Raw genomic sequence first — 22,723 nt, forward strand, 5'->3', positions numbered from 1 at the left:
ACGGGCCGGGCCTACGGGGCCTTGCCGGTCGGGTCCGCGATGGCTCGGGCCGCCGTCAGTTCCTGGCGGACCGGGGACAGGACCGAGGACTCGTCCACCGCCGGGGGCGTCGGGGGGTGCAGTCGGTCGGGGGTGCGGACCCGGCGGACGCCGCGGGCCAGGCCGCGCAGGTCCTCGGCGATCGCCACGACCTCCTCGGCGCCCGGGGGCCGCGCGCCGTGGTTGACCCGGACGCGGGCGGCCGTCGTCGCGTCGACGATCCGCTCCACGGCGACGACCAGCGGCCACCAGGCGGCTGCCCGCTCCCCGGTCGGCGGCGGCTCGGTCAGCGCCCGCTGGAACTCGCTGCGCACGCCCGACAGGTCCCGGTAGATCCGTCGCCGGGCCTGCAGCCGGGCGGTGCGCGCCGCCCGCTGCCCCGCCTCCGTGTCGGGGGCGGGGCCGAACGCCCGCTCCACGTACCGGGCCGCGTCGTCCACCGTGGCGGCGAGGCGGTCCCCGATCCGGGTGTGCCAGCTCTCGGGCCAGAGGAGGTAGCCCGCGACCAAGGTGATGGCGCAGCCGATCAGGCTGTCCAGCAGCCGGGGCCGGACGAGGTCGAAGCCCTGGTGGTTGAGCAGGTCCGAGAGCAGCAGGATCACCGGCGTGATCGCGGCGGTCTGGAAGGCGTACCCCTTGACCGAGAAGGCGGGGATCAGCGCGGCGAGGACCGCGATCACCGGCACGTCCCACCAGCCGCGCGGCACTTCCGCGAGCACGGCTGCGGCGATGACCAACCCGCCGGCGGTGCCCAGCGCGCGCAGCACGGCCCGGGAGAACACCGAGCCGAAGTCGGGCTTGAGGACGAAGGTGACGGTGAGCGGCACCCAGTAGGACCGCTCGATCTCCACCACCGACACCAGCGACTGCGCCAGTCCGATGCACACCGCGAGCCGCAGCCCGTACCGCCAGGAGGCCTCCGAGAGCATCATGTCGCGCACCGCCCGGCGGGCCCGTACCCCCAGGGCGGCGGGCCGGCCGAGCCGGTCGTCGACGTTGTACAGGTCCGGCTCGGCCAGCAGCACGATGGTCGCCGCGTGCCGCAGGGCGGCGTCGATGGCCTGCTCGGACCGGTCGTCCGGCGCGGGCAGGTCCAGTACGGGGGTTCCGGTGCGGCCCTCCTCGACGGCGGCCGCCAGTTCCCGGACGGCCGCCGGAATCTCGGGGGCGAGGGGTTCGCGGCGCAGGTGTGCGGCGGGCGCGGCCTCGACCAGCGGGATCAGCACGTTGAGCTGGGCCAGCATCCGCACGAGGGCGGGGCTGCGGCCGTGCACGCGGGCCCGGCGGCCCAGCACCAGGTCGTAGGCATGGTTCAGGGCCTGGGTGACCTGTTGGCGCCGCTCCTCGTACGCGGGGCCGGGCCCGCCCGCGGCCTCCAGGGCGTCGGCCAGCGCCCGGTAGGCGGCGGCGACGGCGGCCCGCTCGGGCTGCCGCCCTCTCCACGGCCAGCCGAGCAGGGTCAGCGCAAGGACGAACAGTCCGCCCGCGCTCAGCAGCAGCGGCGCCGTCCACCACGGCTGCGGCATCGGCAGACCGGCGCCGACCACGGCGTTCAGCAGGAGCAGCAGCCCGGAGACGGAGGCGACGGTGCCGATGGAGGAGATCATCCCGGAGACCAGGGCGATCACGGTGAGGACGGCGACGGCGAGCCAGCCGTGCCCGAAGACCAGGGTGCCCAGCGCGACACCGACGGCGCCGAACAGCTGGGGTACGGCGATGTTCAGGATCCGCATCCGGTAGGCGTCGGCGGTGTCGCTGATGACCCCGGACAGGGCGCCCATCGAGACGAGGGCGCCGTACTCGGGCTCGTCGAGGGCGAAGCCGACGGCCAGCGGAACGGCCAGGGCGATGCCCGCGCGCACGACGGCGGCCCAGGGGACCGGCGCGGCGCTCGGCCGCAGCCCCTTCAGCAGCCAGGCGGGCGGGGTGAGGGGGTGGGACCGTCCGGCTGTGGGCCGGGCCCGCCCGGACGGTATCTCTTCGGTGCGTTCGGTACTCATTCCCGCTTCCGTGCCGCCGCTCGCGAATCGGTTCTTCTGTGCTGTTCTGTGGATTTCCGAGCCTTTGTGTACCTTCCGAGCTTATGGGGTGCGGCGCAGCCTGCCGGTCAGCCAGGCGGCCAGGGCGGCGACGAGCCCGACGACCAGCACCACCCAGGCGGTGGTGCGCAGGAACGCGGTGAGCGCGTCGTACACCGCTTCGGCGGCCGCCCTGTCGATGTCGGCCGGCAGATCGTCCAGGGTGAGGCGCCGGCACAGCGCCAGCGCCGCCCACAGCAGGAGGGCCCCGGCCGCGAGCCCGAGCCCGGTGGCCAGCACGGCGCGGCGCCGCCGGACGGCGACGGCGATGGCCGTCGCGGCCAGCAGCACGGTGAGGACGGGGAGCCAGACCCCGGCGATCTGCAGCATGCGGAAGCCCTTCCGGAGCGCGCCGAGGTTGTCGTACTCCATGACCTTCACCGACACGTGGGTCACCGGGATGCGGTCGGCGAGCGGCACCCCGTTGTCCACGAGATCGTCCTTGACCTGCGCGATGACGGGCGCGAGATCGATGCTGACGGCGTTGCCGTGGCCGGTGGTGAGCGCGTCGAGGAACGCGCCGTGTGCGGCGCGGTTGGCCGCGTCCCAGGCGGTGCGGTAGGCGGGCGTGTCGACGAAGGAGCGCAGGGCCTCGCCGAGCAGGGCCTCGACCCCGCCCTGGAAGGGGCCCAGGTCGATCTGCCCGGAGAGGGCCCGGCCGGCCTGGGTCACGACGACGTTCTGCACGGCGGGGTCCGTGGCGAGCGGGGACATGGCGGCGGTGTACCGGTCGGCGTCGCCGAGCTCGCGGTCGGCCCAGTACGCGACGGCGCTCGCGGGCACCAGGAGGGCCACGAGCACGATGAGTACCGCCGAGAGGAAGGTCCGCACGTCATCAGGGAAATGCGGCGGGAGGCCCGGCGCGAGCGGAGGTACTGCGGGCGGGTGGTGCGGGCGGCCTTGCGATCCGTAATCTGGACATCTAATATCCAGAATATGAAGATGAGCGAGGGGGTCGAATGGGCCCTGCACAGCTGCCTCAACCTCGCCTGGAGCGGCTCCGACCGGGCCGTCCCGGCCGCCCGGCTGGCCGCCTGGCACGACCTGCCCGCCGCCTACCTCAACAAGCAACTCCAGGCACTGGCCCGGGCGGGCATCGTCACCTCCACGCCCGGCCCGCGCGGCGGCTTCCGCCTCGCCCGCCCGCTCGACGCCATCTCGCTCATGGACGTCGTCGCCGCCGTCGAGGGGCCGGACGAGGCCTTCCGCTGTGCGGAGATCCGCCGGCAGGGCCCCGGCGGCGGCGAGGGGCCGCCCGACGCCGAATGCGCCATCGCGCACGCGATGGGCCGGGCCGAACTGGCCTGGCGCCACGCGCTGGTCGGCCAGAACCTCGACGAGATCCGGCAGCAGGCCGAACGGCAGGCCCCCGGGGCCCCCGACCGCCTCCGCGCCTGGCTCGCCGCCCAGCGCTAGGCCGAAAGAGACGACCTGGGCTAGGCCGAAAGAGACGACCTGGGCTAGGCCGAAAGAGACGAACTAGGTCCTCTCGTCACAGCGGGGCCGGGCATCGCCCGGGCGAAGGGCCCGGTGCTGCCCGCATCAGCCGCACAGCCTCGGACAACCGACCCAGGAGTTTGGAATGACGCGCAGCATCACCAACCCGGCAGGACTCCACGACCCCGCCGGCTTCGGCTACAGCCACGTCGTCTCCGCGCCCGGCGAGCAGGTCTTCATAGCCGGGCAGTACGGGTCCGACGAGACCGGCCACGTCGTCTCCGACGACTTCGACGCCCAGGTCGGGCGGGCCTTCGCCAACCTCCGCACCGCCTTGGAGGCCGTGGGCCTGGGCCTCGACGACGTCGTCCGCATCGGCACGTACGTCGTCGGACACGACGAGCGGAAGCTCCGGATCCTCCTCGAGCACCTGCACGCCGCCTGGGGTGCCGGGCTGCCCGCCCAGACGCTGATCGGTGTCGCCGCCCTCGCGCTGCCGGACATGCTCTTCGAGATCGACGCGGTGGCGGTGCGGGCGGCCCCCGCGGAGTGACCCGCCGAGTGGCCGCCGAGTGGCCCGCCGAGTGTCGCCGGTAGTCCGCGGGGCAGCCCCCCGCCGGTGATCCAGTTGCCGGGCGGGGTCGGCGGGTGTGCCCTGGATGATGGGAGAGAGGAGCCCGTCATGGCACATGCGGCACCCACCGTTCCCCGGCGGCACCGGCAGACGGCGGCCGACAAGACCCACCCGAGCAAGGCCGCCCTGGCCGGCCCCCTGCTCATGGGTCTCGTCTACGGCGTCTACGCCGCCTTCATGAAGCGCCAGACGGGGCCCGTCGACGCGGGCAACGTCTTCTACGGGATCCTGTGCGGGGCGATCTTCGCCGCCTGCCTGTTCGCCCTCGCCCGCATCGGCCCCCGCCTGCAACGGGAGGCGCACGCGGCGGCGTACGGCGTCTTCGCGGGCATCGCCTTCGGCTACCTCTACAGCCTCGCCGAGGAGAGCATCCTCAAATGCTCCGCCATGGGGCTGGCCGTCGGCGCGGGCGTGGGAATCGTGGCGTTCTACCGCTACTACGTCCGCGAGCCCTAGGGGCTGTGCACAGCCCTAGCGATGGGCACAGCCGCCCCGGTCGCCACGCGCACTGCGCGGGCGGCCGGGGCGGCGCTGTCGTCCGGGACGGTTCTCGCGGACCGGCCCGGTTATTCGGCCTTGCCGTCCGCGGTGGGCACTTCCGCGGCCGGTTCGGGTTCGGGCTCGGTCGTGCGGACCGGCGGGGCCGGCGGGGAGAAGCGCGCGGCCTCGGCGCGGAGCATGGCGTTCAGGGCCAGGTACGGGTCGAAGGGCATGGCGGAACCTCACGGTGTTCGGGGGGTGTGGGGGGACGCGCGCAGGGCGCGCTGCTGCTGCTCGGTCTCGGCCGACTCAGCAGCGCAGGACCACACTCCGGACCACCCACGGGGACGCCGCCGTGGCGGTCGTGTCCGCCGGGCGGGGCCCCAGCTCCTCGAAGCCGGGGTGTTTCACGTGAAACACCGGCCGCCGCAGGCCCCGTACGGGAAGGCCGCGCACGGTCGCCCGTACCGCCTGGCGCACCTCGGGGTCCCCGGCCGGATCGGCCGGCGCCTCGGTGGGCTCGGCCGGCGCCGTGGGGGAGGGGCGGGCGCCCGCGGCCGTGGCGGGGGACGGCCCGGACTGTCCGGCGCCGAACACGCACAGCAGCACGACGCAGAGCACCGTCAGGGGCACCCTCAGGGCCCTGCCCAGTGTCGTCCGCGCGCGCCGCGTCCCGCTCATGCGAAGGGTGTGCCCCGGCATGCGACCCGACTCGCCGGTCGGTCGGCTCCGTCCCCCGACCGGGGGACGAAGTCACCCCCCTCGGCTGACAGGCGGCCGTGGGGGGTGAGTGTTCCGGGGCCGTTCAGCGCGGTGCGCGGCGGTGGCCGGTCAGGCGGGCGAGGACCGCTGTCTCACCGCTGAGCAGCCGCAGTTGGGCCCTGCCGGACGGGCCGCCGTCCGTGGAGACCCCGGTGGGGGAGACCCGGTAGACGGTGAACACGGCCGTACGCCGGTCGGCGCGGGGGACCTCGACCGTCTGCCCGCGCCGGAGCTCGGAGATGCGGAAGAAGTCCCCGGAGACGACGGCGGTGCCGGCCGAGCCCGGCGCCGGGCCCGAGGAGTCCCAGACGGCCCCGTCCGCACGGTCCGGACGGGCGGGCGGGGCGCCCCGTTCGCGCGGCCCGGCGGCGGGAGGCACGCCGTCCGCTCCGTCGGCCGGCGCGCTGCCCTGCAGCGGTACGTCCACCTGAAGGCTCCGGATGACGAGGCGCAGCGGCAGGGCCCGGGGCAGCGGCGTGACGGCCGACCGCGCGGGCCGGCGGGCGCCCTTGCCGGTGGTGTGCCCGCCGGAGTTCTCCAGCTGCCGGGCCAGCCGTCGCGGGCCGGACAGGCCCAGCACCCGTGACGGCAGGGCGTCGCCCGCGGTCGGGGCGGCCGGGCGGCCTCCTTCGGTGGTGCGCAACACCCCCAGGCCGGTGCACAGCAGAGTCACCGTCAGTACGCCGACGACCCACTTGGCGCGGGGCATGGGAATCCCTCCTGGTCCGGCTCGGGCGGCCGGGTCCTGAGAGCAGTGGACCCTTCCGCGGCGCCCGGTACCCCGCGTAACACGTTGAACTGACGGCGCGTCACTCGCGGGGTCCTCCTCCGACCCGCACGTCTTCGCAGCTCGCGGCCGGTGAGCCGGGGTGAGCCGGGTCGTGGAAGACGTGCCCCCGAACGGGTGAGGACGTCAAGGGAGTCATCCGGACGTGCCGGTTCGGCCCGCGTTCCGCCCCGTTCCGCCGCCGCTCCGGCTACTTCTCCGCGAGCGCCTTCAGGGCCACGTTCAGTTCCAGGACGTTGACGCGCGGTTCGCCCATGAAGCCGAGGGTGCGGCCCTCGGTGTGGTCCTCGACCAGCTTCGCGACCTGCGCCACCGGGAGGTGGTTGCGGAGCGCGACGCGGTGGGTCTGGAGTTCCGCGTACGCCGGGGAGATGTTCGGGTCCAGGCCGGAGCCGGAGGAGGTTACCGCGTCGGCCGGGATCCGGGAGGGCTGCGGGGTGTATCCGGGGACGGTGTTGTCGGAGACGACCTTGGCCTTGGCCTCGCGCACCGCCTCCAGCAGTTCCGGGCTGTCGGCCGCCTTGTTGGTGGCTCCGGAGACCAGGAGCCCGTACTGGGTGTTGAGGGTGTTCTCGGAGAGGCCCGCCGCCGGACGGCCCCGGAACCAGCGCGGGTCGTCGCCGTACGACTGGCCGATCAGGGAGGAGCCGACGACCCGGCCGCCCGCGTCCTCGATCCGGGAGCCGTTGGCCTGGTCGGGGAAGGCCGCCTGGGCGATGCCGGTGACGGCGAGGGGGTAGAGGACCCCGCACACGGCGGTCAGGACGAGCAGGGCCCGGAGGCCGGCGCCGAGGAGGCGGGCGGTGTTGCCCACGGAGTTGTTCATGTGTCAGCCCAGCCCGGGGATGAGGGAGATGGTCATGTCGATGAGCTTGATGCCGACGAACGGGGCGATCAGGCCGCCCAGTCCGTAGATCCCCAGGTTCCGGCGGAGCATCCTGTCGGCACTGGTCGGCCGGTATCGGACGCCCTTCAGGGCGAGCGGTACGAGGGCGATGATGACGAGCGCGTTGAAGACGACGGCGGAGAGGATCGCCGAGTTCGGGGAGTGCAGGCCCATGATGTTGAGCTTGTCGAGGCCCGGGTGGACCACCGCGAACATGGCCGGGATGATCGCGAAGTACTTCGCGACGTCGTTGGCGATGGAGAAGGTGGTCAGCGCGCCCCGGGTGATGAGGAGCTGCTTGCCGATCTCGACGATCTCGATGAGCTTGGTGGGGTCGGAGTCGAGGTCGACCATGTTCCCGGCCTCTTTGGCGGCCGAGGTGCCGGTGTTCATCGCGACGCCCACGTCCGCCTGAGCGAGGGCCGGGGCGTCGTTCGTGCCGTCGCCCGTCATTGCGACGAGCTTGCCGCCCGCCTGCTCCCGCTTGATGAGGGCCATCTTGTCCTCGGGGGTGGCCTCGGCCAGGAAGTCGTCGACGCCGGCCTCCTGAGCGATGGCCTTCGCGGTCAGGGGGTTGTCCCCCGTGATCATCACGGTCTTGATGCCCATGCGCCGCAGCTCGTCGAAGCGTTCGCGCATGCCTTCCTTGACCACGTCCTTGAGGTGGATGACACCCAGGATCCGTGCGCCCCGGCCGTCCTGCACGGCCACGAGCAGCGGCGTACCGCCGGCGCCCGAGATCTCGTCCACCCTCGCGCCCGTGTCGGGGGCCACGGTCCCGCCCTGTTCGCCGACCCACGCGGTGATCGAGGAGGCGGCGCCCTTGCGGACCTTGCGGCCGTCCGCGTCGACGCCCGACATCCGGGTCTGCGCGGTGAAGGGGATCCACTCGGCTCCCGCCAGGTCGCCCTGGTGGCGGTCGCGCAGACCGTACTTCTCCTTCGCGAGGACCACGATGGAGCGGCCCTCGGGGGTCTCGTCGGCCAGCGAGGACAGCTGGGCGGCGTCGGCCAGTTCGGCGGCGTCGGCGCCGGCCACGGGGACGAACTCGGCGGCCTGGCGGTTGCCGAGGGTGATGGTGCCGGTCTTGTCGAGGAGGAGGGTGGACACGTCGCCCGCCGCCTCGACCGCCCGCCCGGACGTCGCCAGGACGTTGCGCTGGACCAGCCGGTCCATGCCCGCGATGCCGATGGCGGAGAGCAGGGCTCCGATGGTGGTGGGGATCAGGCAGACCAGCAGCGCGGTCAGGACGATCATCGACTGCTCGGCGTGGGCGTACACCGCGAAGGGCTGCAGGGTGACGACGGCCAGCAGGAAGACGATGGTGAGGGAGGCGAGCAGGATGTTCAGCGCGATCTCGTTCGGCGTCTTCTGCCTCGCCGCGCCCTCGACCAGCCCGATCATGCGGTCGATGAAGGTCTCGCCCGGCTTGGTGGTGATCTTGACGACGATCCGGTCGGAGAGCACCTTGGTGCCGCCCGTGACGGCGCTGCGGTCACCGCCGGACTCCCGGATGACCGGGGCCGATTCGCCGGTGATGGCCGACTCGTCGACCGAGGCGACGCCTTCGACGACATCGCCGTCGCCGGGGATGACGTCCCCGGCCTCGCACACGACCAGGTCGCCGATGCGCAGCTCCGTGCCCGGGACCTGCTCCTCGGCGGAACCGTTCAGGCGGCGCGCGACCGTGTCGCTCTTGGCCTTGCGCAGGGTGTCGGCCTGGGCCTTGCCCCGGCCCTCCGCCACCGCCTCCGCGAGGTTCGCGAAGATCGTCGTGAGCCACAGCCAGGCGGTGATGGCCCAGCCGAAGGGATCGCCCGGGTCGGATATCGCCAGCACGGTCGTGAGGACCGAGCCGATCAGCACCACGAACATGACCGGGGATTTGACCATCACCCGGGGGTCCAGCTTGCGGACCGCGTCGGGGAAGGACTTCAGCAGCTGCTTCGGGTCGAAGAAACCGCCGCCGATCCGGGCCTTCTCGGGCTCGTGGCCGGCCGGCAGGTCCTCGTGGCCGGTGGGGAGGTCCCCGTGCGGGGCACGGGTGGGGGTCGTGGTGCTCATGAGGCGAGCCCTTCGGCGAGCGGACCCAGGGCGAGGGCCGGGAAGTAGGTGAGGCCGGTGACGATGAGGATCGTGCCGACGAGGAGGAAGGCGAACAGCGGCTTGTCGGTGCGCAGGGTGCCCGCCGTCGCCGGCACGGGCTGCTGCTCGGCGAGCGAACCGGCCAGCGCCAGGACGAAGACCATCGGCAGGAAGCGGCCCAGGAGCATCGCCAGGCCGGTGGTCGTGTTGAACCACTGGGTGTCGGCGTTCAGGCCGCCGAAGGCCGAGCCGTTGTTGTTGGCGGCCGAGGTGTAGGCGTAGAGGACCTCGGAGAACCCGTGCGCACCGCCGTTGGACATCGAGGTGACGGGCGTGGGCAGGGCCATCGCCAGGGCGGTGAAGCCGAGGACCAGCGTCGGGGTGATCAGGATGTAGCAGGCCGCGAACTTGATCTGGCGGGTGCCGATCTTCTTGCCCATGTACTCGGGTGTCCGGCCGACCATCAGGCCCGCGATGAACACCGCGATGACCGCCATGATCAGCATGCCGTAGAGGCCGGAGCCCGCGCCGCCGGGCGCGACCTCTCCGAGCTGCATGCCCAGCATCTGGATGCCGCCGCCGAGGCCCGTGTAGGAGGAGTGGAAGGAGTTGACCGAGCCGGTCGAGGTCAGGGTTGTCGCGACCGAGAAGATCGCGGAGGCGCCGATGCCGAAGCGGGTCTCCTTGCCCTCCATCGCACCGCCGGCGGCCTGGAGTGCCGGGCCGTGGTGGCTGAACTCCGTCCACATCATCAGGGCGGTGAACCCGATCCAGAGGGTGACCATCGTCGCGAGGATCGCGTAGCCCTGGCGGACCGAGCCGACCATGCGGCCGAAGGTGCGGGTCAGCGCGAAGGGGATGAGGAGCATCAGGAAGATCTGGAACAGGTTCGAGAAGGGCGTCGGGTTCTCGAAGGGGTGGGCGGCGTTGGCGTTGAAGTAGCCGCCGCCGTTGGTGCCCAGCTGCTTGATGGCGTCCTGCGAGGCGGTGGCGCCGCCGTTCCACTGCTGACCGCCGAGGCCCTGCCCGGTGACGAACTGCCCGACCTCGTGGATCCCGGCGAAGTTCTGGATGACCCCGCACGCCACCAGCACGATCGCGGCGATCGCCGACAGCGGCAGCAGGATGCGGACCGTGCCGCGCACCAGGTCCGACCAGAAGTTGCCGAGCTCGCCGGTCCGGGAGCGCGCGAAGCCCCGTACGAGGGCCACCGCGACTGCCATGCCCACGGCGGCCGAGAGGAAGTTCTGCACCGCCAGGCCGCCGGTCTGGACGAGCGGGCCCATGGCCTGCTCGCCGGCGTACGACTGCCAGTTCGTGTTCGACACGAAGGACACGGCGGTGTTGAAGGCCTGGTCCGGCTTGATGGAGGCGAAGCCGAGCGAGCCGGGCAGGTGCCCCTGCAGGCGCTGGAGCAGGTAGAGGAACAGGACGCCGACCGCCGAGAAGGCGAGGACGCCGCGCAGGTAGGCGGGCCAGCGCATCTCGGCGTTCGGGTTGGCGCCGACGGCCTTGTAGATCCACTTCTCGGGGGCGTAGTGCTTCTTCGAGGAGTAGACGCGGGCCATGTACTCGCCCAGGGGGCGGTAGGCGAGGGCCAGGGCCGAGGCGAGCGCGAGCAGCTGGAGCGCCCCGGCGAGAACGGGAGTCATAGGGGGCTAGAACCTCTCCGGGAACACAAGGGCGAGGACGAGGTATCCCAGCAGCCCGACGGCGACCAGCAGGCCGATGACGTTCTCGGCGTTCACAGCGAGGCCACCCCCCTGGCGATGAGGACCACCAGCGAGAAGACCGCGATCGTGACGAAGACGAAGGCCAGATCGGCCATCGTGACTCCCAGAGGTTCGGAGGGTGTTTTTCGGACACCTCCGAGTTGAACGCCTCTTCGGGGGCGCCCTCGGCGTCCTTGACGGGGCCCATACGCCTGGTGGCGCGGCCTTGACGGGTCCCTAACGCGGCCGACCCGCCGGCCCCGCCCACCGGACCCCGGCGCCCCACCGCGCCCGCGCCCTCCCCCGCCGATTCCACATCGTGGACAACTACCCTCGGAATATGAACGCAGAAGCCGACGCCCGCGCCGCCGCAGCCACCAAGGCGGCAGTGAAAGAAGCCGACCGCAAGCACGTCTTCCACTCCTGGTCCGCCCAGGAACTCATCGACCCGCTCGCCGTCGCCGGCGCCGAAGGCTCCTACTTCTGGGACTACGACGGCAACCGCTTCCTCGACTTCTCCAGCGCCCTCGTCTACACCAACATCGGCTACCAGCACCCGAAGGTCGCCGCGGCCATCGCCGAGCAGGCCGCGAAGCTCTGCACCGTCGCGCCCGGCTTCGCCGTCGACGTGCGCTCCGAGGCCGCCCGGCTGATCGCCGAGCGCACTCCCGGCGACCTCGACAAGATCTTCTTCACCAACGGCGGCGCCGAGGCCGTCGAGAACGCGGTCCGCATGGCCCGGCTGCACACCGGCCGGCCCAAGGTGCTTTCGGCGTACCGCTCGTACCACGGCGCCACCTCCACCGCGATCAACCTCACCGGCGACGCACGCCGCTTCGGCAACGACAGCGCGAGCGCCGGAGTCGTCCACTTCTGGGGGCCCTTCACCTACCGCTCCCCCTTCTACTCGGCCACCCCCGCCGAGGAGTGCGAACGCGCCCTGCGCCACCTCGAGGACACCATCGTCTTCGAAGGCCCGCAGTCCATCGCCGCGATCATCCTGGAGACCGTCGGCGGCGCCCCGGGCGTCCTCGTGCACCCCGACGGCTACCTGGCCGGCGTCCGCGAGCTCTGCGACCGCTTCGGGATCGTCTTCGTCCTCGACGAGATCATGGTCGGCTTCGGGCGCACCGGTAAGTGGTTCGCCTCCGAGCACTGGGACGTGCGCCCCGACCTGATCTGCTTCGCCAAGGGCATCACCAGCGGCTACGTCCCCCTCGGCGGCGTCGCCATCTCGGCCGCCATCGCGGAGACCTTCGCCCGCCGCCCCTACCCGGGCGGGCTGACGTACTCCGGGCACGTGCTGGCCTGCGCCGCCGCCGTCGCCACGGTCAACGTCATGGAGGAGGAGGGCATCGTCGAGCAGTCCGCCCGCACCGGCGCCGAGCTGCTGGGACCGGGCCTGCGCGCGATCGCCGAGCGCCACCCGTCGGTCGGCGAGGTCCGGGGGCTCGGCACCTTCTGGGCCCTGGAACTCGTACGGGACGGGGAGACGCGCCGCCCGCTCGTTCCCTACAACGCGTCGGGCGCCGACAACGCGCCGATGGCGGAGCTCGGGGCGGCCCTGAAGAAGGGCGGGCTGTGGCCGCTGCTCGCCGGGAACCGCGTGCACGTCGCGCCGCCCTGCAACATCACGCCGCAGGACGTCGCCAAGGGCCTCGCGATCCTCAACGAAGCCCTGACCGTCGCCGACGCGCACACCGTCTGACCTGCGCAGATCGTACGGTCACCCAAGCAGTGGGTGCCTGTTCTCGGAGGATCCGCTCCGTTCCGAACGGCATGGGGACGTGCTGGAATCAACGGGTATCACCAAGCACCTACGGACCGGGATGCACGTCAGTCCCGGGGCGGTCCGCGTGCCGCGCGACGACGTGACCACGCGACGACGTGACCACGACCAGGCGACCACGTGACCGAACGGCGGGGGGCGGGCTGCGCGTCCGCCGGACGCCGGGCGTACGGGATCCAGACGACCGGACTCCGTGTTCCCGAGTACCGAAGGAAGACAGCGCATGAGCAAGCACGTCCTCGCCCAGAACCAGTACGGCAAGGCCGAGAACCGCATCGTCAAGGTCACCCGCAAGGGCAGCGACGGTTCCTGGCACGAGATCCGCGACCTGAACGTCTCGGTCGCCCTGCGCGGCGAGTTCCGCGACGTCCACCTCACCGGCGACAACGCCAACTGCCTGCCCACCGACACCACCAAGAACACGGTGTACGCCTTCGGCAAGGAGCACGGCATCGCCTCCCCGGAGGCCTTCGGCATCCTGCTCGCCAAGCACTTCGTCTCCTCCCAGCAGCCGATCCGCGAGGCGCAGATCCGCATCGAGGAGTACGTGTGGGACCGCATCCCGGTCCCGACCCGCAAGGAGCAGCACTCCTTCGTCCGCAAGGGCCAGGAAGTGCGCACCGCGCAGATCACGTACAGCGAGACGACCGGACTCCAGGTCATCTCGGGCCTGAAGGACCTGACCGTCATGAACTCGACCAACTCCGAGTTCCACGGCTACATCAAGGACGAGTACACGACCCTGCAGGAGGCGTACGACCGCATCCTGGCGACCAAGGTCACCTCGCGCTGGGCGCACTCGGCGCTCGCCGCCGACGACCCGCAGTACGACTGGGACCAGTCGTACAAGAAGGTTCGCAAGCACATGCTGGAAGCCTTCGCCGAGACCTACTCCTACTCGCTGCAGCAGACCCTGAACCAGATGGCCGAGCGCGTGCTCGACAACTGCCCCAAGGTCAACGAGGTGCGCCTCAACCTCCCCAACAAGCACCACTTCCTCGTCGACCTGGAGCCCTTCGGCCTCAAGAACGACAACGAGGTCTACTTCGCGGCGGACCGCATGTACGGACTCATCGAGGGCACCGTCCACCGCGACGGCGTGCAGCCGGTGATCGCGACGTCCGACTGGATCGTCGCCTGACCGTCACCCCGCTCCGGGCACCCGCTCCGAACACCCGGCCCGGACCGCGCGACGCGGTCCGGGCCGCGTCGTGTCAGTCGTCGTCGGGCCGTCCCACGAGCAGGTTCCAGCGCCCCGAGCGCCCCGTCAGGGTCGTCACCGACTCCGGGCGCACGTCGAGCCGCCAGAAGGCCGCCGCGGGCAGCTCCAGCGCCCACACCACGGCCGCCCGGACGACGCCCTGCTCGGCCACCGCCCGGTGCGTCCCCGGGGCCAGCCCGCCCAGTTGCAGGCCGACCCGTGCGATCAGCGCCTCCACCGACTCCCCGCCGCCCGGAAGCGCGTACGAGGTGTCGCCCGCCCAGCGCCCCAGTGCGACCGGATCCTCGGCCGCCACCTCGTCGATGGTCCGCCCCGCCCACGCCCCGTGGTCCTGCCCGCGCAGCCCTTCGTACCCGGGGCACGGATCCCCCTGAGGGAACTCGTGCCGGCGCTCCGCCTCGCCCAGCGGAGGTCTCACGAGATGGACTCGTACGAGAGGGGTCTTCATAAGGTGAGCGTAAGCGCGGTACGGTCACGGACGACAAGACGACGGTACGACGGAAGCACCGGTGAGAATCCGGCACGGTCGCGCCACTGTGAAACCTCCCGGAGGGGGAGGCAAGTCAGACCCGCCACCGTCGTCGTGAGCACCAATGACCGGGACGCGTGTTCCCTCTGGAGGTTCCTGCCATGGCCCATTCCGCCGTGCCCACGACTGCCGCCCCCGTGGCCGTCGCACCCATCTCGCTCTCCACACTGGCCCCTTGGGCGCTGTTCGTCGGCGTCCTCATGCTGGTCCTGCTCTACCTCGTCGGCGCCGAGCAGGGCGCCACCGCGATCTTCGAAGGCGACACCGTCCACGAGTGGATGCACGACGGCCGCCACCTCCTCGGCTTCCCCTGCCACTGATCCGACGATCCGCAAGGGCGAGTCACACCATGAACTCCATCTCCCCCCGCGTGTTCCTCATCCGGGGCATGCTCGCCGGTCTGCTGGCCGGAGCCGCCGCCTTCCTCGTCGCGTACGTCCTCGGTGAGTCCAAGGTCGACGCGGCGATCGCCATCGAGGAGGCCGGCGCCCACGACCACGGCGGCGAGGCCGCCCCGGTCAGCCGGGCCCTCCAGGCCACGGCCGGCCTCGGCACCGGCACCCTGCTCTACGGGATCGCGCTCGGCGGCATCGCCGCGCTCGTGTTCTGCTACGCGCTCGGCCGCATCGGGCGCTTCGGCCCCCGGGCCACGGCGCTGCTGGTCTCCGGTGGTCTGTTCGTCACCGTCGGCCTGGTGCCGTTCTTCAAGTACCCCGCCAACCCGCCGGCCGTCGGAGATCCCGAGACCACGGTCCAGCGGACCACCCTGTACGTCCTGATGATCGCGCTCAGCGTGCTGCTCGCCGTGGGCGCGCTGATCCTGGGCCGGCGCCTGGCGCCGGCCCTGGGCAACTGGAACGCCTCGGTGGTCGCCTCCCTCGCCTTCGTGGCGGCGGTGGGCATCGCCTACGCGTCCCTGCCGGGCGTCAACGAGGTCCCGGCGGACTTCCCCGCCGCGCTCGTCTGGCAGTTCCGGCTCGCCTCGCTGGCCATCCAGGCCGCGATGTGGAGCACTTTCGGCCTGGCTTTCGGATTTCTTGCCGAACGGGCCCTTGTCCCGGCCGTCGCACCCAAGGAGGCTGTACAGCCTGTGAGTTGAGTGCTCACAGGTGACTGAAGGGCCGGTGGCGGCACAATGGCGACGGTAATCCGGGAGCACCGGGAGTACCGCGAGCCCTCGCACCCGTGCACGGTGCGGGAACTGCGGGCGTGGCGCGGCTGGACGGGCGCCGCCCCGTTCTGGCTCAACTCGCTCCTGCTGCTCCTGGCCTCCTTCACCGGTACCCCGCTGCTCGCCCAGTTCGGCATCATCGCCGGCCTCGCCGCCTTGGGCGGCCTGGCCCGTCACGTGTGGTCGGGTGACTACGGGCACCCGGCCATCCACACCGCCGCCGCACTCATGGGTGCGGCGGCCGTCGTGTTGGTGGTGGTGTAGCGGCGGGGACGCGGGCCGGCCGGCCCCCGCCCGGAAGGCGGCTCGCCGCGCCGGTGGTGGGGCTGGCCCCAGGGAGACACGTCCCGGCTGCCGGATGGAGCGGCGGGCGATGCCCAACCATCCTCGTTGCATGACCACTTACCGCCGCAGGGCCGCACTCCTCGCCGTCTGCGCCACCGCCGTCACCGCCACCCTGACGGGCACCGCGGCGACCGCCGCCGGGACCCCGTCCGCGCCCTCTCCCGGGCCCTCTGCCCCGCCGGCCCTCGCGTGGGCGGACTGCACCCACACCGGCCGCCTCCCCGGCCAGCAGTGCGCGAAGCTGCCCGTCCCCCTGGACTACGCCGATCCGGACGGCCCGCAGGTCTCCCTCGCGGTGTCACGGCTGCCCAGCACCCGGCCCGCCGCCCGGCGCGGGGCGCTCATGGTGATCCCCGGCGGGCCGGGCAGCTCCGGCGTGCAGCGGCTGTCGCAGAAGGGAACGGCCCTCGCGGGGGAGATGGCGGGGGCCTACGACCTCGTCGCGCTCGACCCGCGCGGGGTGGGCGGGAGCGTGACCGCCCGGTGCCTCACCGACGACGCCGACCGGCACCTGGTGACGCTGCGCTCCTGGGCCGGTCCGGACGGCGGGATCGAGGAGAACACCGCCCGCGCCCGCCGGGTCGCCGAGGCCTGCGCGGCGAACGGCGGCCCGGAGCTGCGCAGTTTCACCACGGCCAACCAGGCGCGCGACATCGACCGCTTCCGCGAGGCGCTCGGCGAGCGGAAGCTGTCGGCCTGGGGCATCTCGTACGGGTCCTACGTGGGGGCCGTGTACGCGCAGAAGTTCCCGCGGCGCACCGATCGCCTGGTGCTGGACAGCAGCGGCGACCCGGATCCGGCACGGGTCGAGCGGGGCTGGCTCGCGAACATGGCGCAGGGCGCCGACGACCGCTTCCCCGACTTCGCGGCCTGGGCGGCGGACCCGGCGCGGGACGCCGAGGGCCTGCGCCTCGCCGAGCACCCGGACGGCGTACGGCCGTTGTTCCTGTCCCTGGCCGCCCGGCTGGACCGCGCACCCGAGCCCTCGGACGTCCCCGGCGTCCCGCTGACCGGCAACGTGCTGCGCCAGGCCATGCAGAACTCCCTCTACGCGGACGCCCTCTTCCCGGCCTTCGCCCGTCTCGTCCGCTCCGCCCTCGACCCGGCCGCCGTGCCGGCGCTGCCCAAGGAGCTCGCAGGGCCGCTTCCCGACACGGACGCATCACTGATCATGGGCGTCCTCTGCAACGACGTGACGTGGCCGAAGGACCCGGCCCGGTACGCGAGCGCCGTGGCGGCCGACCGCGCCGCCCACCCCCTGACGGGCGGAATGCCGGCGAACATCACCCCCTGCGCCTTCTGGAAGGAGGCCCCGGCGGAGCGACCGACCCGCATCACCGCCGAGGGCCCGAAGAACATCCTGATGATCCAGAACCGCCGAGACCCGGCGACCCCGTACTCCGGGGCCCTGAAGATGCGTGACGCCCTCGGTGCGCGCGCCCGCCTGCTCACCGTCGAGCACGGCGGCCACGGCTCCTACCTCGGCAACGGCAACCCCTGCGCCGACCGCACGGTCACCACGTACCTCCTGACGGGCCACCGCCCCGCCCGTGACACGACCTGCGCGGACGGGCCGGCGGTCACTGGATGAGGGCGTGCAGGGCCGACACGGAGGCCCCGGAGGCGGCCAGCGCGGCCAGGGCGGCCGCCGCCGGCCCGGCGGCGGTGAGGACGGTCAGCCAGCCGGTGGTCGCGCCGACGGCCGCGGAGGAAAGCAGGATGAGCGCGGTGCGCACGCTCATGAACGGAGCGGGCGGCGCGGGGCGTCGAGGTTCCTGGGAGTCCTGGGAGTGCGTCATGGGTTCATGGCAGCAGAGGAACAGGCTCCTGACCTGCATCGCACGAACGAAGTCGTAACGGCGTCGAACTTAACGGAAGTTCGGTTCGAGGGGGCGCCAACTCCCTTAATCTGGGCGCCGAACGCGGCGAATGGCGGAGGATCAGCGTGCCGAACGCAACCGAATTCCAGGCGGGCCTCGACCAGTTCGCGAAGCAGTTGCGGCGGCTGCGGGAAGAGCGGGGGAATCCCACGCTGGAGAAGATCGAGTCGCGCGCAGCCGGCTTGCGGGTCGCCGCGCCCCTGTCGAAGGCGGCCCTCAGCGAGGCTTTCAACGGCAAGCGGCTGCAACGGGTGGACAGCCTGATGTCCCTGGTGCGCACCCTGCTGTCGTACGACGAGGACGGCAGGCAGTGCGTCGTCGACCGCCGGGCGCCCGAGATGGAGGAGTGGCGCACGCGCTGGCGGGATCTGGCCCGGCTGCGCAAGGCGGGCACCCGGCCCGGCGCGGCCGCCCCGGCGCAGCCCCCGGGGAGGACCGTGAGCCCCATGGCGGTCCGGGCCCTCGCGGACGTGCTGGACCGGGGCCATGTCGTACCCCTGCCGCCCTTCGAGGGACCGGTCGAGTCCTACGACACGCTGGCCTTCTCGCCGGACGGGCGCTACCTCGCCCTGGGCGGCTACGACGGGTCGGTGTACCTGACGGATCCCATCACGGGGGAGGACGCCGCCGGACCCCTCCTCGGGCACCAGGACATCGTCCGGGACCTCGCGTTCTGCGGGGACGGGCGGTGGCTCGCGTCGGTGGCGGAGGACGAATCGGTCTGGCTGTGGGACCTGGCCTACCGCAACCCCGTCGGGGGCCGGCTGCCCGACGGCAACGGGGCGCGCGGAGCGGTGGCGGTCTCCCCCGACGGGAGGACCGTGGCCGCGGGCGGACCCAAGGGGTTCGTGGACCTGTGGGACACGGCCACCCGCGAGCCGGTCGCGACGCTGCACGCCGGATTCTGGTCGGAGGCCCTGGAGTTCTCGCCCGACGGTTCCCTGCTGGCGGCGGCCGGGTCCAGGGGCGCGCTGTGCCTGTGGTCCTCGGCCACATGGGAGCCGGTGGGGGACATGGTCCTCGACAGGTTCTCCGGCCTGTCCTTCTCGCCCGACGGCAAGCTGCTCGCCGCGGCCGGCCTCCACGGGCCGGTGGGGCTGTGGAACCCGCTCGCGCTGGGATCCGCGAGCCCGGTCCATGAAATCTCCTCCACGTCCCTGTCCACGGACGCCGTGATCGCCGTCGCGTTCTCGCCCGACGGGCGGCTCCTGGCGGGCGCGGGCCGGGACGGATCCGTACGCCTGTGGCACACGGCGGACGGCATGCCGCTCACCACCCCCCTGGACACCCCCTACTCCGAGGTCTACTCCGTGGCGTTCTCCCCGGACGGCGGCCTGCTGGCCGCCGTCGGCGACACCGACGCCATCCAGGTGTGGGTCCCGCCCCACGGCGGCGCCCGCTGACGGGCGCCCCAGGAGGGCCCCGCGGCCGCGTGGGATGCTGGAGGGCATGACGCTGGAGGATCTGGTACGCCTGCGCAAGGCCCGGGACGCGATGGACCGCGACTACGCGCAGCCGCTGGACGTCCCGGCGCTGGCGCGGGCCGCCCTCATGTCGCCCGGGCACTTCTCCCGCAGCTTCAAGGCGGCCTACGGGGAGACCCCGTACAACTACCTGATGACCCGCCGTGTCGAGCGGGCGAAGGCACTGCTTCGGCGGGGCGACATGAGCGTGACGGAGGTCTGCTTCGCGGTGGGCTGCACCTCGTTGGGATCGTTCAGCTCGCGCTTCTCGGAGCTGGTCGGCGAGAGCCCCAGCGCCTACCGCGCCCGCCCCCACGAGGCCGGCGCCCCCATCCCGGCGTGCGTCGCCAAGATCCGTACGAGACCGGTCAGGATCGGAGAAGCGAAATCCCCCGCCGCCTCGTAGCGTCGAAGCCATGAACATCAACCTTTCGCAGTGCTTCATCGCCGTCGACGACCACGACAAGGCGATCGCCTTCTACCGCGACGTCCTCGGGCTGGAGGTCCGCAACGACGTCGGGTTCGAGGGGATGCGCTGGGTGACCGTCGGATCGCCCGCGCAGCCGGACGTGGAGATCGTCCTCGAACCCCCGCTCGCCGATCCCCTCGCCTCCCCGGCCGACCGCCAGGCGGTGGCGGAACTGCTGGCCAAGGGCATGCTGCGCGGCGTGATCTTCTCCACCGACGACGTCGACGCCACCTTCGAGCGCATCCAGGCGGCCGGCGGCGAGGTCCTGCAGGAACCGGTCGACCAGCCCTACGGCGTCCGCGACTGCGCCTTCCGCGACCCGGCCGGCAACATGCTCCGCTTCAACCAGCCCCGAAAGAAGTAGGTACCCGCCGCGGCAGGTATCCGGCAGACTCCGGCGGGGCCCGACACGACGGCCCCGCCCGACAGATGGAGGCACCACACGATGAGCAGGGCCAAGGGGACGAACACGTCGGCGCCGGTGCCGCACGCGGCGGACAGCCACGACCTGATCCGCGTACACGGCGCGCGCGTGAACAACCTCAAGGACGTCAGCGTCGAGCTCCCCAAGCGCCGGCTGACGGTGTTCACCGGAGTCTCCGGCTCGGGCAAGAGCTCGCTGGTGTTCGGCACGATCGCCGCCGAGTCGCAGCGCATGATCAACGAGACCTACAGCGCCTTCGTCCAGGGGTTCATGCCGACCCTCGCGCGGCCCGAGGTCGACGTGCTCGACGGGCTGACGACCGTGATCACCGTCGACCAGCAGCGCATGGGCACCGACCCCCGCTCCACGGTCGGCACCGCGACCGACGCCAACGCGATGCTGCGCATCCTCTTCAGCCGGCTCGGCGAGCCGCACATCGGCTCGCCCAAGGCCTTCTCCTTCAACGTCGCCTCGATCAGCGGAGCGGGCGCGGTCACCGTGCAGCGCGGCGGGGAGAAGGTGAAGGAGCGGCGCAGCTTCAGCATCACCGGCGGCATGTGTCCGCGCTGCGAGGGCCGCGGCTCGGTCAACGACATCGACCTCACCGCGCTGTACGACGACAGCAAGTCGCTCAACGAGGGCGCGCTCACCATCCCCGGCTACAGCATGGAGGGCTGGTACGGCCGCATCTTCGGCGGCTGCGGCTTCTTCGACCCGGACAAGCCGATCCGCAAGTTCACCAAGCGCGAGCTGCAGGACCTGCTCCACAAGGAGCCGACCAAGATCAAGGTCGACGGGATCAACCTGACGTACGAGGGCCTCATCCCGAAGATCCAGAAGTCGATGCTGTCGAAGGACGTCGACTCGCTGCAGTCGCACATCCGGGCGTTCGTGGACCGGGCGGTGACCTTCACCGTCTGTCCCGAATGCGACGGCACCCGGCTCAGCGAGGGAGCCAGGTCCTCGAAGATCAAGGAGATCAGCATCGCCGACGCCTGCGCGATGCAGATCAGCGACCTGGCGAAATGGGTCCGCGATCTCGACGAGCCCTCGGTGGCGCCCCTGCTCACCACGCTGCGCCAGACACTCGACTCGTTCGTGGAGATCGGCCTGGGCTACCTCTCGCTCGACCGGCCGTCGGGCACGCTGTCGGGCGGCGAGGCGCAGCGCGTCAAGATGATCCGCCACCTCGGCTCCTCCCTCACCGACGTGACCTACGTCTTCGACGAGCCGACCGTCGGCCTGCACCCCCATGACATCCAGCGCATGAACGGGCTCCTGCTGCGGCTGCGGGACAAGGGCAACACGGTCCTGGTCGTCGAGCACAAGCCGGAGACGATCGCGATCGCCGACCACGTCGTCGACCTCGGTCCCGGCGCCGGTACCGGAGGCGGCACCATCTGCTTCGAGGGCACCGTCGAGGGGCTGAGGGCGGGCGACACCATCACCGGCCGCCACTTCGGCGACCGCGCGACCCTCAAGGATCAGGTGCGCCGGCCCCACGGCAAGCTGGAGATCCGCGGCGCGACGACCCACAACCTGCAGGGCGTCGACGTCGACGTACCGCTCGGGGTCCTCGTCGTCGTCACGGGCGTCGCCGGCTCCGGCAAGAGCTCGCTGGTGCACGGTTCGCTGGTGGGCGGCCCCGCGGCCGCCGGCGAGGGCGTCGTCGCGATCGACCAGGGCGCGATCCGCGGTTCCCGGCGGAGCAACCCCGCGACGTACACCGGGCTGCTCGACCCGATCCGCAAGGCGTTCGCCAAGGCCAACGGCGTGAAGCCGGCGCTCTTCAGCGCCAACTCCGAGGGCGCCTGCCCCGCCTGCAACGGCGCCGGCGTCATCTACACCGACCTGGCGATGATGGCGGGCGTCTCCACCACCTGCGAGGAGTGCGAGGGCAAGCGGTTCCACGCCTCGGTACTGGAACACCGCCTCGGTGGACGCGACATCAGCGAAGTGCTCGCGATGCCCGTGTCGGAGGCCGAGGAGTTCTTCGGCGCCGGCGAGGCGCGCACACCGGCCGCGCACCGCATCCTGGGCCGGCTCGCCGACGTCGGACTCGGCTACCTCAGCCTCGGCCAGCCCCTCACCACGCTCTCCGGCGGCGAACGCCAACGGCTGAAGCTGGCCACGCACATGGGCGAGAAGGGCGGGGTCTACGTCCTCGACGAGCCCACCGCCGGCCTCCACCTCGCCGACGTCGAGCAGCTCCTCGGGCTCCTCGACCGGCTCGTCGACTCCGGGAAGTCGGTCATCGTCGTCGAGCACCACCAGGCGGTCATGGCGCACGCCGACTGGATCATCGACCTCGGCCCCGGCGCCGGCCACGACGGCGGCCGGATCGTCTTCGAGGGCACGCCCGCCGACCTGGTGGCCGCCCGCTCCACCCTCACCGGCGAACACCTCTCGGAGTACGTGGGAGCCTGACCGACCGGTTCGAACCGGTCGGACGACACGGCGGGGCGCGGGGGGGGGCCCCCCCCCCCCCCCCCCCGGGCCCCGGGCCCGGGGGTTGTTTTGGGTTGCCCCCC

General features: G+C 72.2%; 24 protein-coding genes. 13 read left to right on the forward strand and 11 right to left on the reverse strand.

Translation table 11 applies throughout. The annotated features are described in order from the left end of the window. Nucleotides 1-11: 11 nt before the first annotated feature. Together ACFWBY_RS25430 and ACFWBY_RS25435 are read right to left on the reverse strand one after the other, a co-directional pair. Complete coding sequence (locus ACFWBY_RS25430; RefSeq protein ID WP_385337521.1) at nt 12-2,039, reverse strand: FUSC family protein; 2,028 nt, start codon at nt 2,037-2,039, stop codon at nt 12-14. A gap of 81 nt (nt 2,040-2,120) precedes the next feature. After that, the gene (locus ACFWBY_RS25435; RefSeq protein ID WP_385337518.1) at nt 2,121-2,948 is read right to left on the reverse strand and encodes a hypothetical protein; all 828 of its coding nucleotides are present in this window, start codon (nt 2,946-2,948) and stop codon (nt 2,121-2,123) included. A 111-nt stretch (nt 2,949-3,059) separates the two neighbouring features. On the opposite strand from ACFWBY_RS25435, the gene ACFWBY_RS25440 reads away from it, so the two are divergent. From ACFWBY_RS25440 to ACFWBY_RS25450, 3 genes are all read left to right on the forward strand, one after another. Continuing rightward, complete coding sequence (locus ACFWBY_RS25440; RefSeq protein ID WP_385337651.1) at nt 3,060-3,533, forward strand: RrF2 family transcriptional regulator; 474 nt, start codon at nt 3,060-3,062, stop codon at nt 3,531-3,533. A gap of 166 nt (nt 3,534-3,699) precedes the next feature. After that, on the forward strand, nt 3,700-4,107 hold the full coding sequence (locus ACFWBY_RS25445; protein WP_385337516.1) for a RidA family protein: 408 nt from the start codon (nt 3,700-3,702) through the stop codon (nt 4,105-4,107). Between the two features lie 129 nt (nt 4,108-4,236). Next, nucleotides 4,237-4,644 (forward strand): hypothetical protein, encoded by a 408-nt coding sequence (locus tag ACFWBY_RS25450; protein ID WP_385337513.1) that lies wholly within the window; start codon nt 4,237-4,239, stop codon nt 4,642-4,644. 110 nt (nt 4,645-4,754) lie between these two features. Here ACFWBY_RS25450 and ACFWBY_RS25455 read toward each other — a convergent pair whose 3' ends face one another. From ACFWBY_RS25455 to kdpF, 7 genes are all read right to left on the reverse strand, one after another. Beyond that, the gene (locus tag ACFWBY_RS25455) at nt 4,755-4,901 is read right to left on the reverse strand and encodes a hypothetical protein (protein WP_385337510.1); all 147 of its coding nucleotides are present in this window, start codon (nt 4,899-4,901) and stop codon (nt 4,755-4,757) included. Between the two features lie 76 nt (nt 4,902-4,977). Beyond that, a complete protein-coding gene (locus ACFWBY_RS25460; RefSeq protein ID WP_385337507.1) occupies nt 4,978-5,349 on the reverse strand; it encodes a hypothetical protein in 372 nt (123 codons plus the stop codon). A 124-nt stretch (nt 5,350-5,473) separates the two neighbouring features. Then, a complete protein-coding gene (locus ACFWBY_RS25465) occupies nt 5,474-6,139 on the reverse strand; it encodes a hypothetical protein (RefSeq protein ID WP_385337504.1) in 666 nt (221 codons plus the stop codon). Between the two features lie 268 nt (nt 6,140-6,407). Continuing rightward, nucleotides 6,408-7,043 carry a potassium-transporting ATPase subunit KdpC gene (gene kdpC / locus ACFWBY_RS25470; protein WP_385337502.1) on the reverse strand — a complete coding sequence of 212 codons (636 nt, stop codon included), beginning with the start codon at nt 7,041-7,043 and terminating at the stop codon, nt 6,408-6,410. A 3-nt stretch (nt 7,044-7,046) separates the two neighbouring features. Next, nucleotides 7,047-9,167 (reverse strand): potassium-transporting ATPase subunit KdpB, encoded by a 2,121-nt coding sequence (gene kdpB, locus ACFWBY_RS25475; protein ID WP_385337499.1) that lies wholly within the window; start codon nt 9,165-9,167, stop codon nt 7,047-7,049. Continuing rightward, a complete protein-coding gene (kdpA, locus tag ACFWBY_RS25480) occupies nt 9,164-10,840 on the reverse strand; it encodes a potassium-transporting ATPase subunit KdpA (RefSeq protein WP_385337496.1) in 1,677 nt (558 codons plus the stop codon). The genes kdpB and kdpA overlap by 4 nt, the downstream gene beginning before the upstream one ends. Before the next feature lie 6 nt (nt 10,841-10,846). Continuing rightward, entirely contained in the window at nt 10,847-10,936 is a 90-nt protein-coding gene (gene kdpF / locus ACFWBY_RS25485; RefSeq protein WP_385337493.1) for a K(+)-transporting ATPase subunit F, read from the reverse strand. 304 nt (nt 10,937-11,240) lie between these two features. On the opposite strand from kdpF, the gene ACFWBY_RS25490 reads away from it, so the two are divergent. Both ACFWBY_RS25490 and pucL read left to right on the forward strand, forming a co-directional pair. Further along, entirely contained in the window at nt 11,241-12,608 is a 1,368-nt protein-coding gene (locus ACFWBY_RS25490; RefSeq protein WP_385337491.1) for an aspartate aminotransferase family protein, read from the forward strand. Between the two features lie 304 nt (nt 12,609-12,912). Beyond that, complete coding sequence (pucL, locus tag ACFWBY_RS25495; protein WP_385337488.1) at nt 12,913-13,830, forward strand: factor-independent urate hydroxylase; 918 nt, start codon at nt 12,913-12,915, stop codon at nt 13,828-13,830. Between the two features lie 73 nt (nt 13,831-13,903). Here pucL and ACFWBY_RS25500 read toward each other — a convergent pair whose 3' ends face one another. Next, nucleotides 13,904-14,359 carry a histidine phosphatase family protein gene (locus tag ACFWBY_RS25500; RefSeq protein ID WP_385337485.1) on the reverse strand — a complete coding sequence of 152 codons (456 nt, stop codon included), beginning with the start codon at nt 14,357-14,359 and terminating at the stop codon, nt 13,904-13,906. A gap of 182 nt (nt 14,360-14,541) precedes the next feature. On the opposite strand from ACFWBY_RS25500, the gene ACFWBY_RS25505 reads away from it, so the two are divergent. From ACFWBY_RS25505 to ACFWBY_RS25520, 4 genes are all read left to right on the forward strand, one after another. Next, the gene (locus ACFWBY_RS25505) at nt 14,542-14,760 is read left to right on the forward strand and encodes a CbtB-domain containing protein (protein WP_385337482.1); all 219 of its coding nucleotides are present in this window, start codon (nt 14,542-14,544) and stop codon (nt 14,758-14,760) included. A 29-nt stretch (nt 14,761-14,789) separates the two neighbouring features. Beyond that, entirely contained in the window at nt 14,790-15,539 is a 750-nt protein-coding gene (locus tag ACFWBY_RS25510) for a CbtA family protein (RefSeq protein ID WP_385337479.1), read from the forward strand. A gap of 36 nt (nt 15,540-15,575) precedes the next feature. Next, nucleotides 15,576-15,875 carry a hypothetical protein gene (locus tag ACFWBY_RS25515; protein WP_385337476.1) on the forward strand — a complete coding sequence of 100 codons (300 nt, stop codon included), beginning with the start codon at nt 15,576-15,578 and terminating at the stop codon, nt 15,873-15,875. A 130-nt stretch (nt 15,876-16,005) separates the two neighbouring features. Beyond that, on the forward strand, nt 16,006-17,547 hold the full coding sequence (locus ACFWBY_RS25520) for an alpha/beta hydrolase (protein WP_385337474.1): 1,542 nt from the start codon (nt 16,006-16,008) through the stop codon (nt 17,545-17,547). On the opposite strand, the gene ACFWBY_RS25525 is transcribed toward ACFWBY_RS25520, so the two are convergent. Then, on the reverse strand, nt 17,537-17,755 hold the full coding sequence (locus tag ACFWBY_RS25525; protein ID WP_385337471.1) for a hypothetical protein: 219 nt from the start codon (nt 17,753-17,755) through the stop codon (nt 17,537-17,539). The two genes, ACFWBY_RS25520 and ACFWBY_RS25525, sit on opposite strands and share 11 nt — an antisense overlap. 146 nt (nt 17,756-17,901) lie before the next feature. Here ACFWBY_RS25525 and ACFWBY_RS25530 point away from each other — a divergent pair, with 146 nt between their 5' ends. The 4 genes from ACFWBY_RS25530 (at nt 17,902) to ACFWBY_RS25545 (ending at nt 22,619) form a co-directional block, all read left to right on the forward strand. Further along, nucleotides 17,902-19,239, forward strand: coding sequence for a WD40 repeat domain-containing protein (locus ACFWBY_RS25530; protein ID WP_385337469.1), 1,338 nt, complete (start codon nt 17,902-17,904; stop codon nt 19,237-19,239). 46 nt (nt 19,240-19,285) lie between these two features. Then, entirely contained in the window at nt 19,286-19,705 is a 420-nt protein-coding gene (locus ACFWBY_RS25535; RefSeq protein ID WP_385337466.1) for a helix-turn-helix domain-containing protein, read from the forward strand. Between the two features lie 10 nt (nt 19,706-19,715). Continuing rightward, nucleotides 19,716-20,132 carry a VOC family protein gene (locus tag ACFWBY_RS25540; protein ID WP_385337464.1) on the forward strand — a complete coding sequence of 139 codons (417 nt, stop codon included), beginning with the start codon at nt 19,716-19,718 and terminating at the stop codon, nt 20,130-20,132. A gap of 81 nt (nt 20,133-20,213) precedes the next feature. After that, nucleotides 20,214-22,619, forward strand: coding sequence for an ATP-binding cassette domain-containing protein (locus ACFWBY_RS25545; protein ID WP_385337461.1), 2,406 nt, complete (start codon nt 20,214-20,216; stop codon nt 22,617-22,619). The last annotated feature ends 104 nt before the right edge of the window (nt 22,620-22,723 follow it).

The organism is Streptomyces sp. NPDC060049 (assembly GCF_042736715.1).
GTDB lineage: Bacteria > Actinomycetota > Actinomycetes > Streptomycetales > Streptomycetaceae > Streptomyces.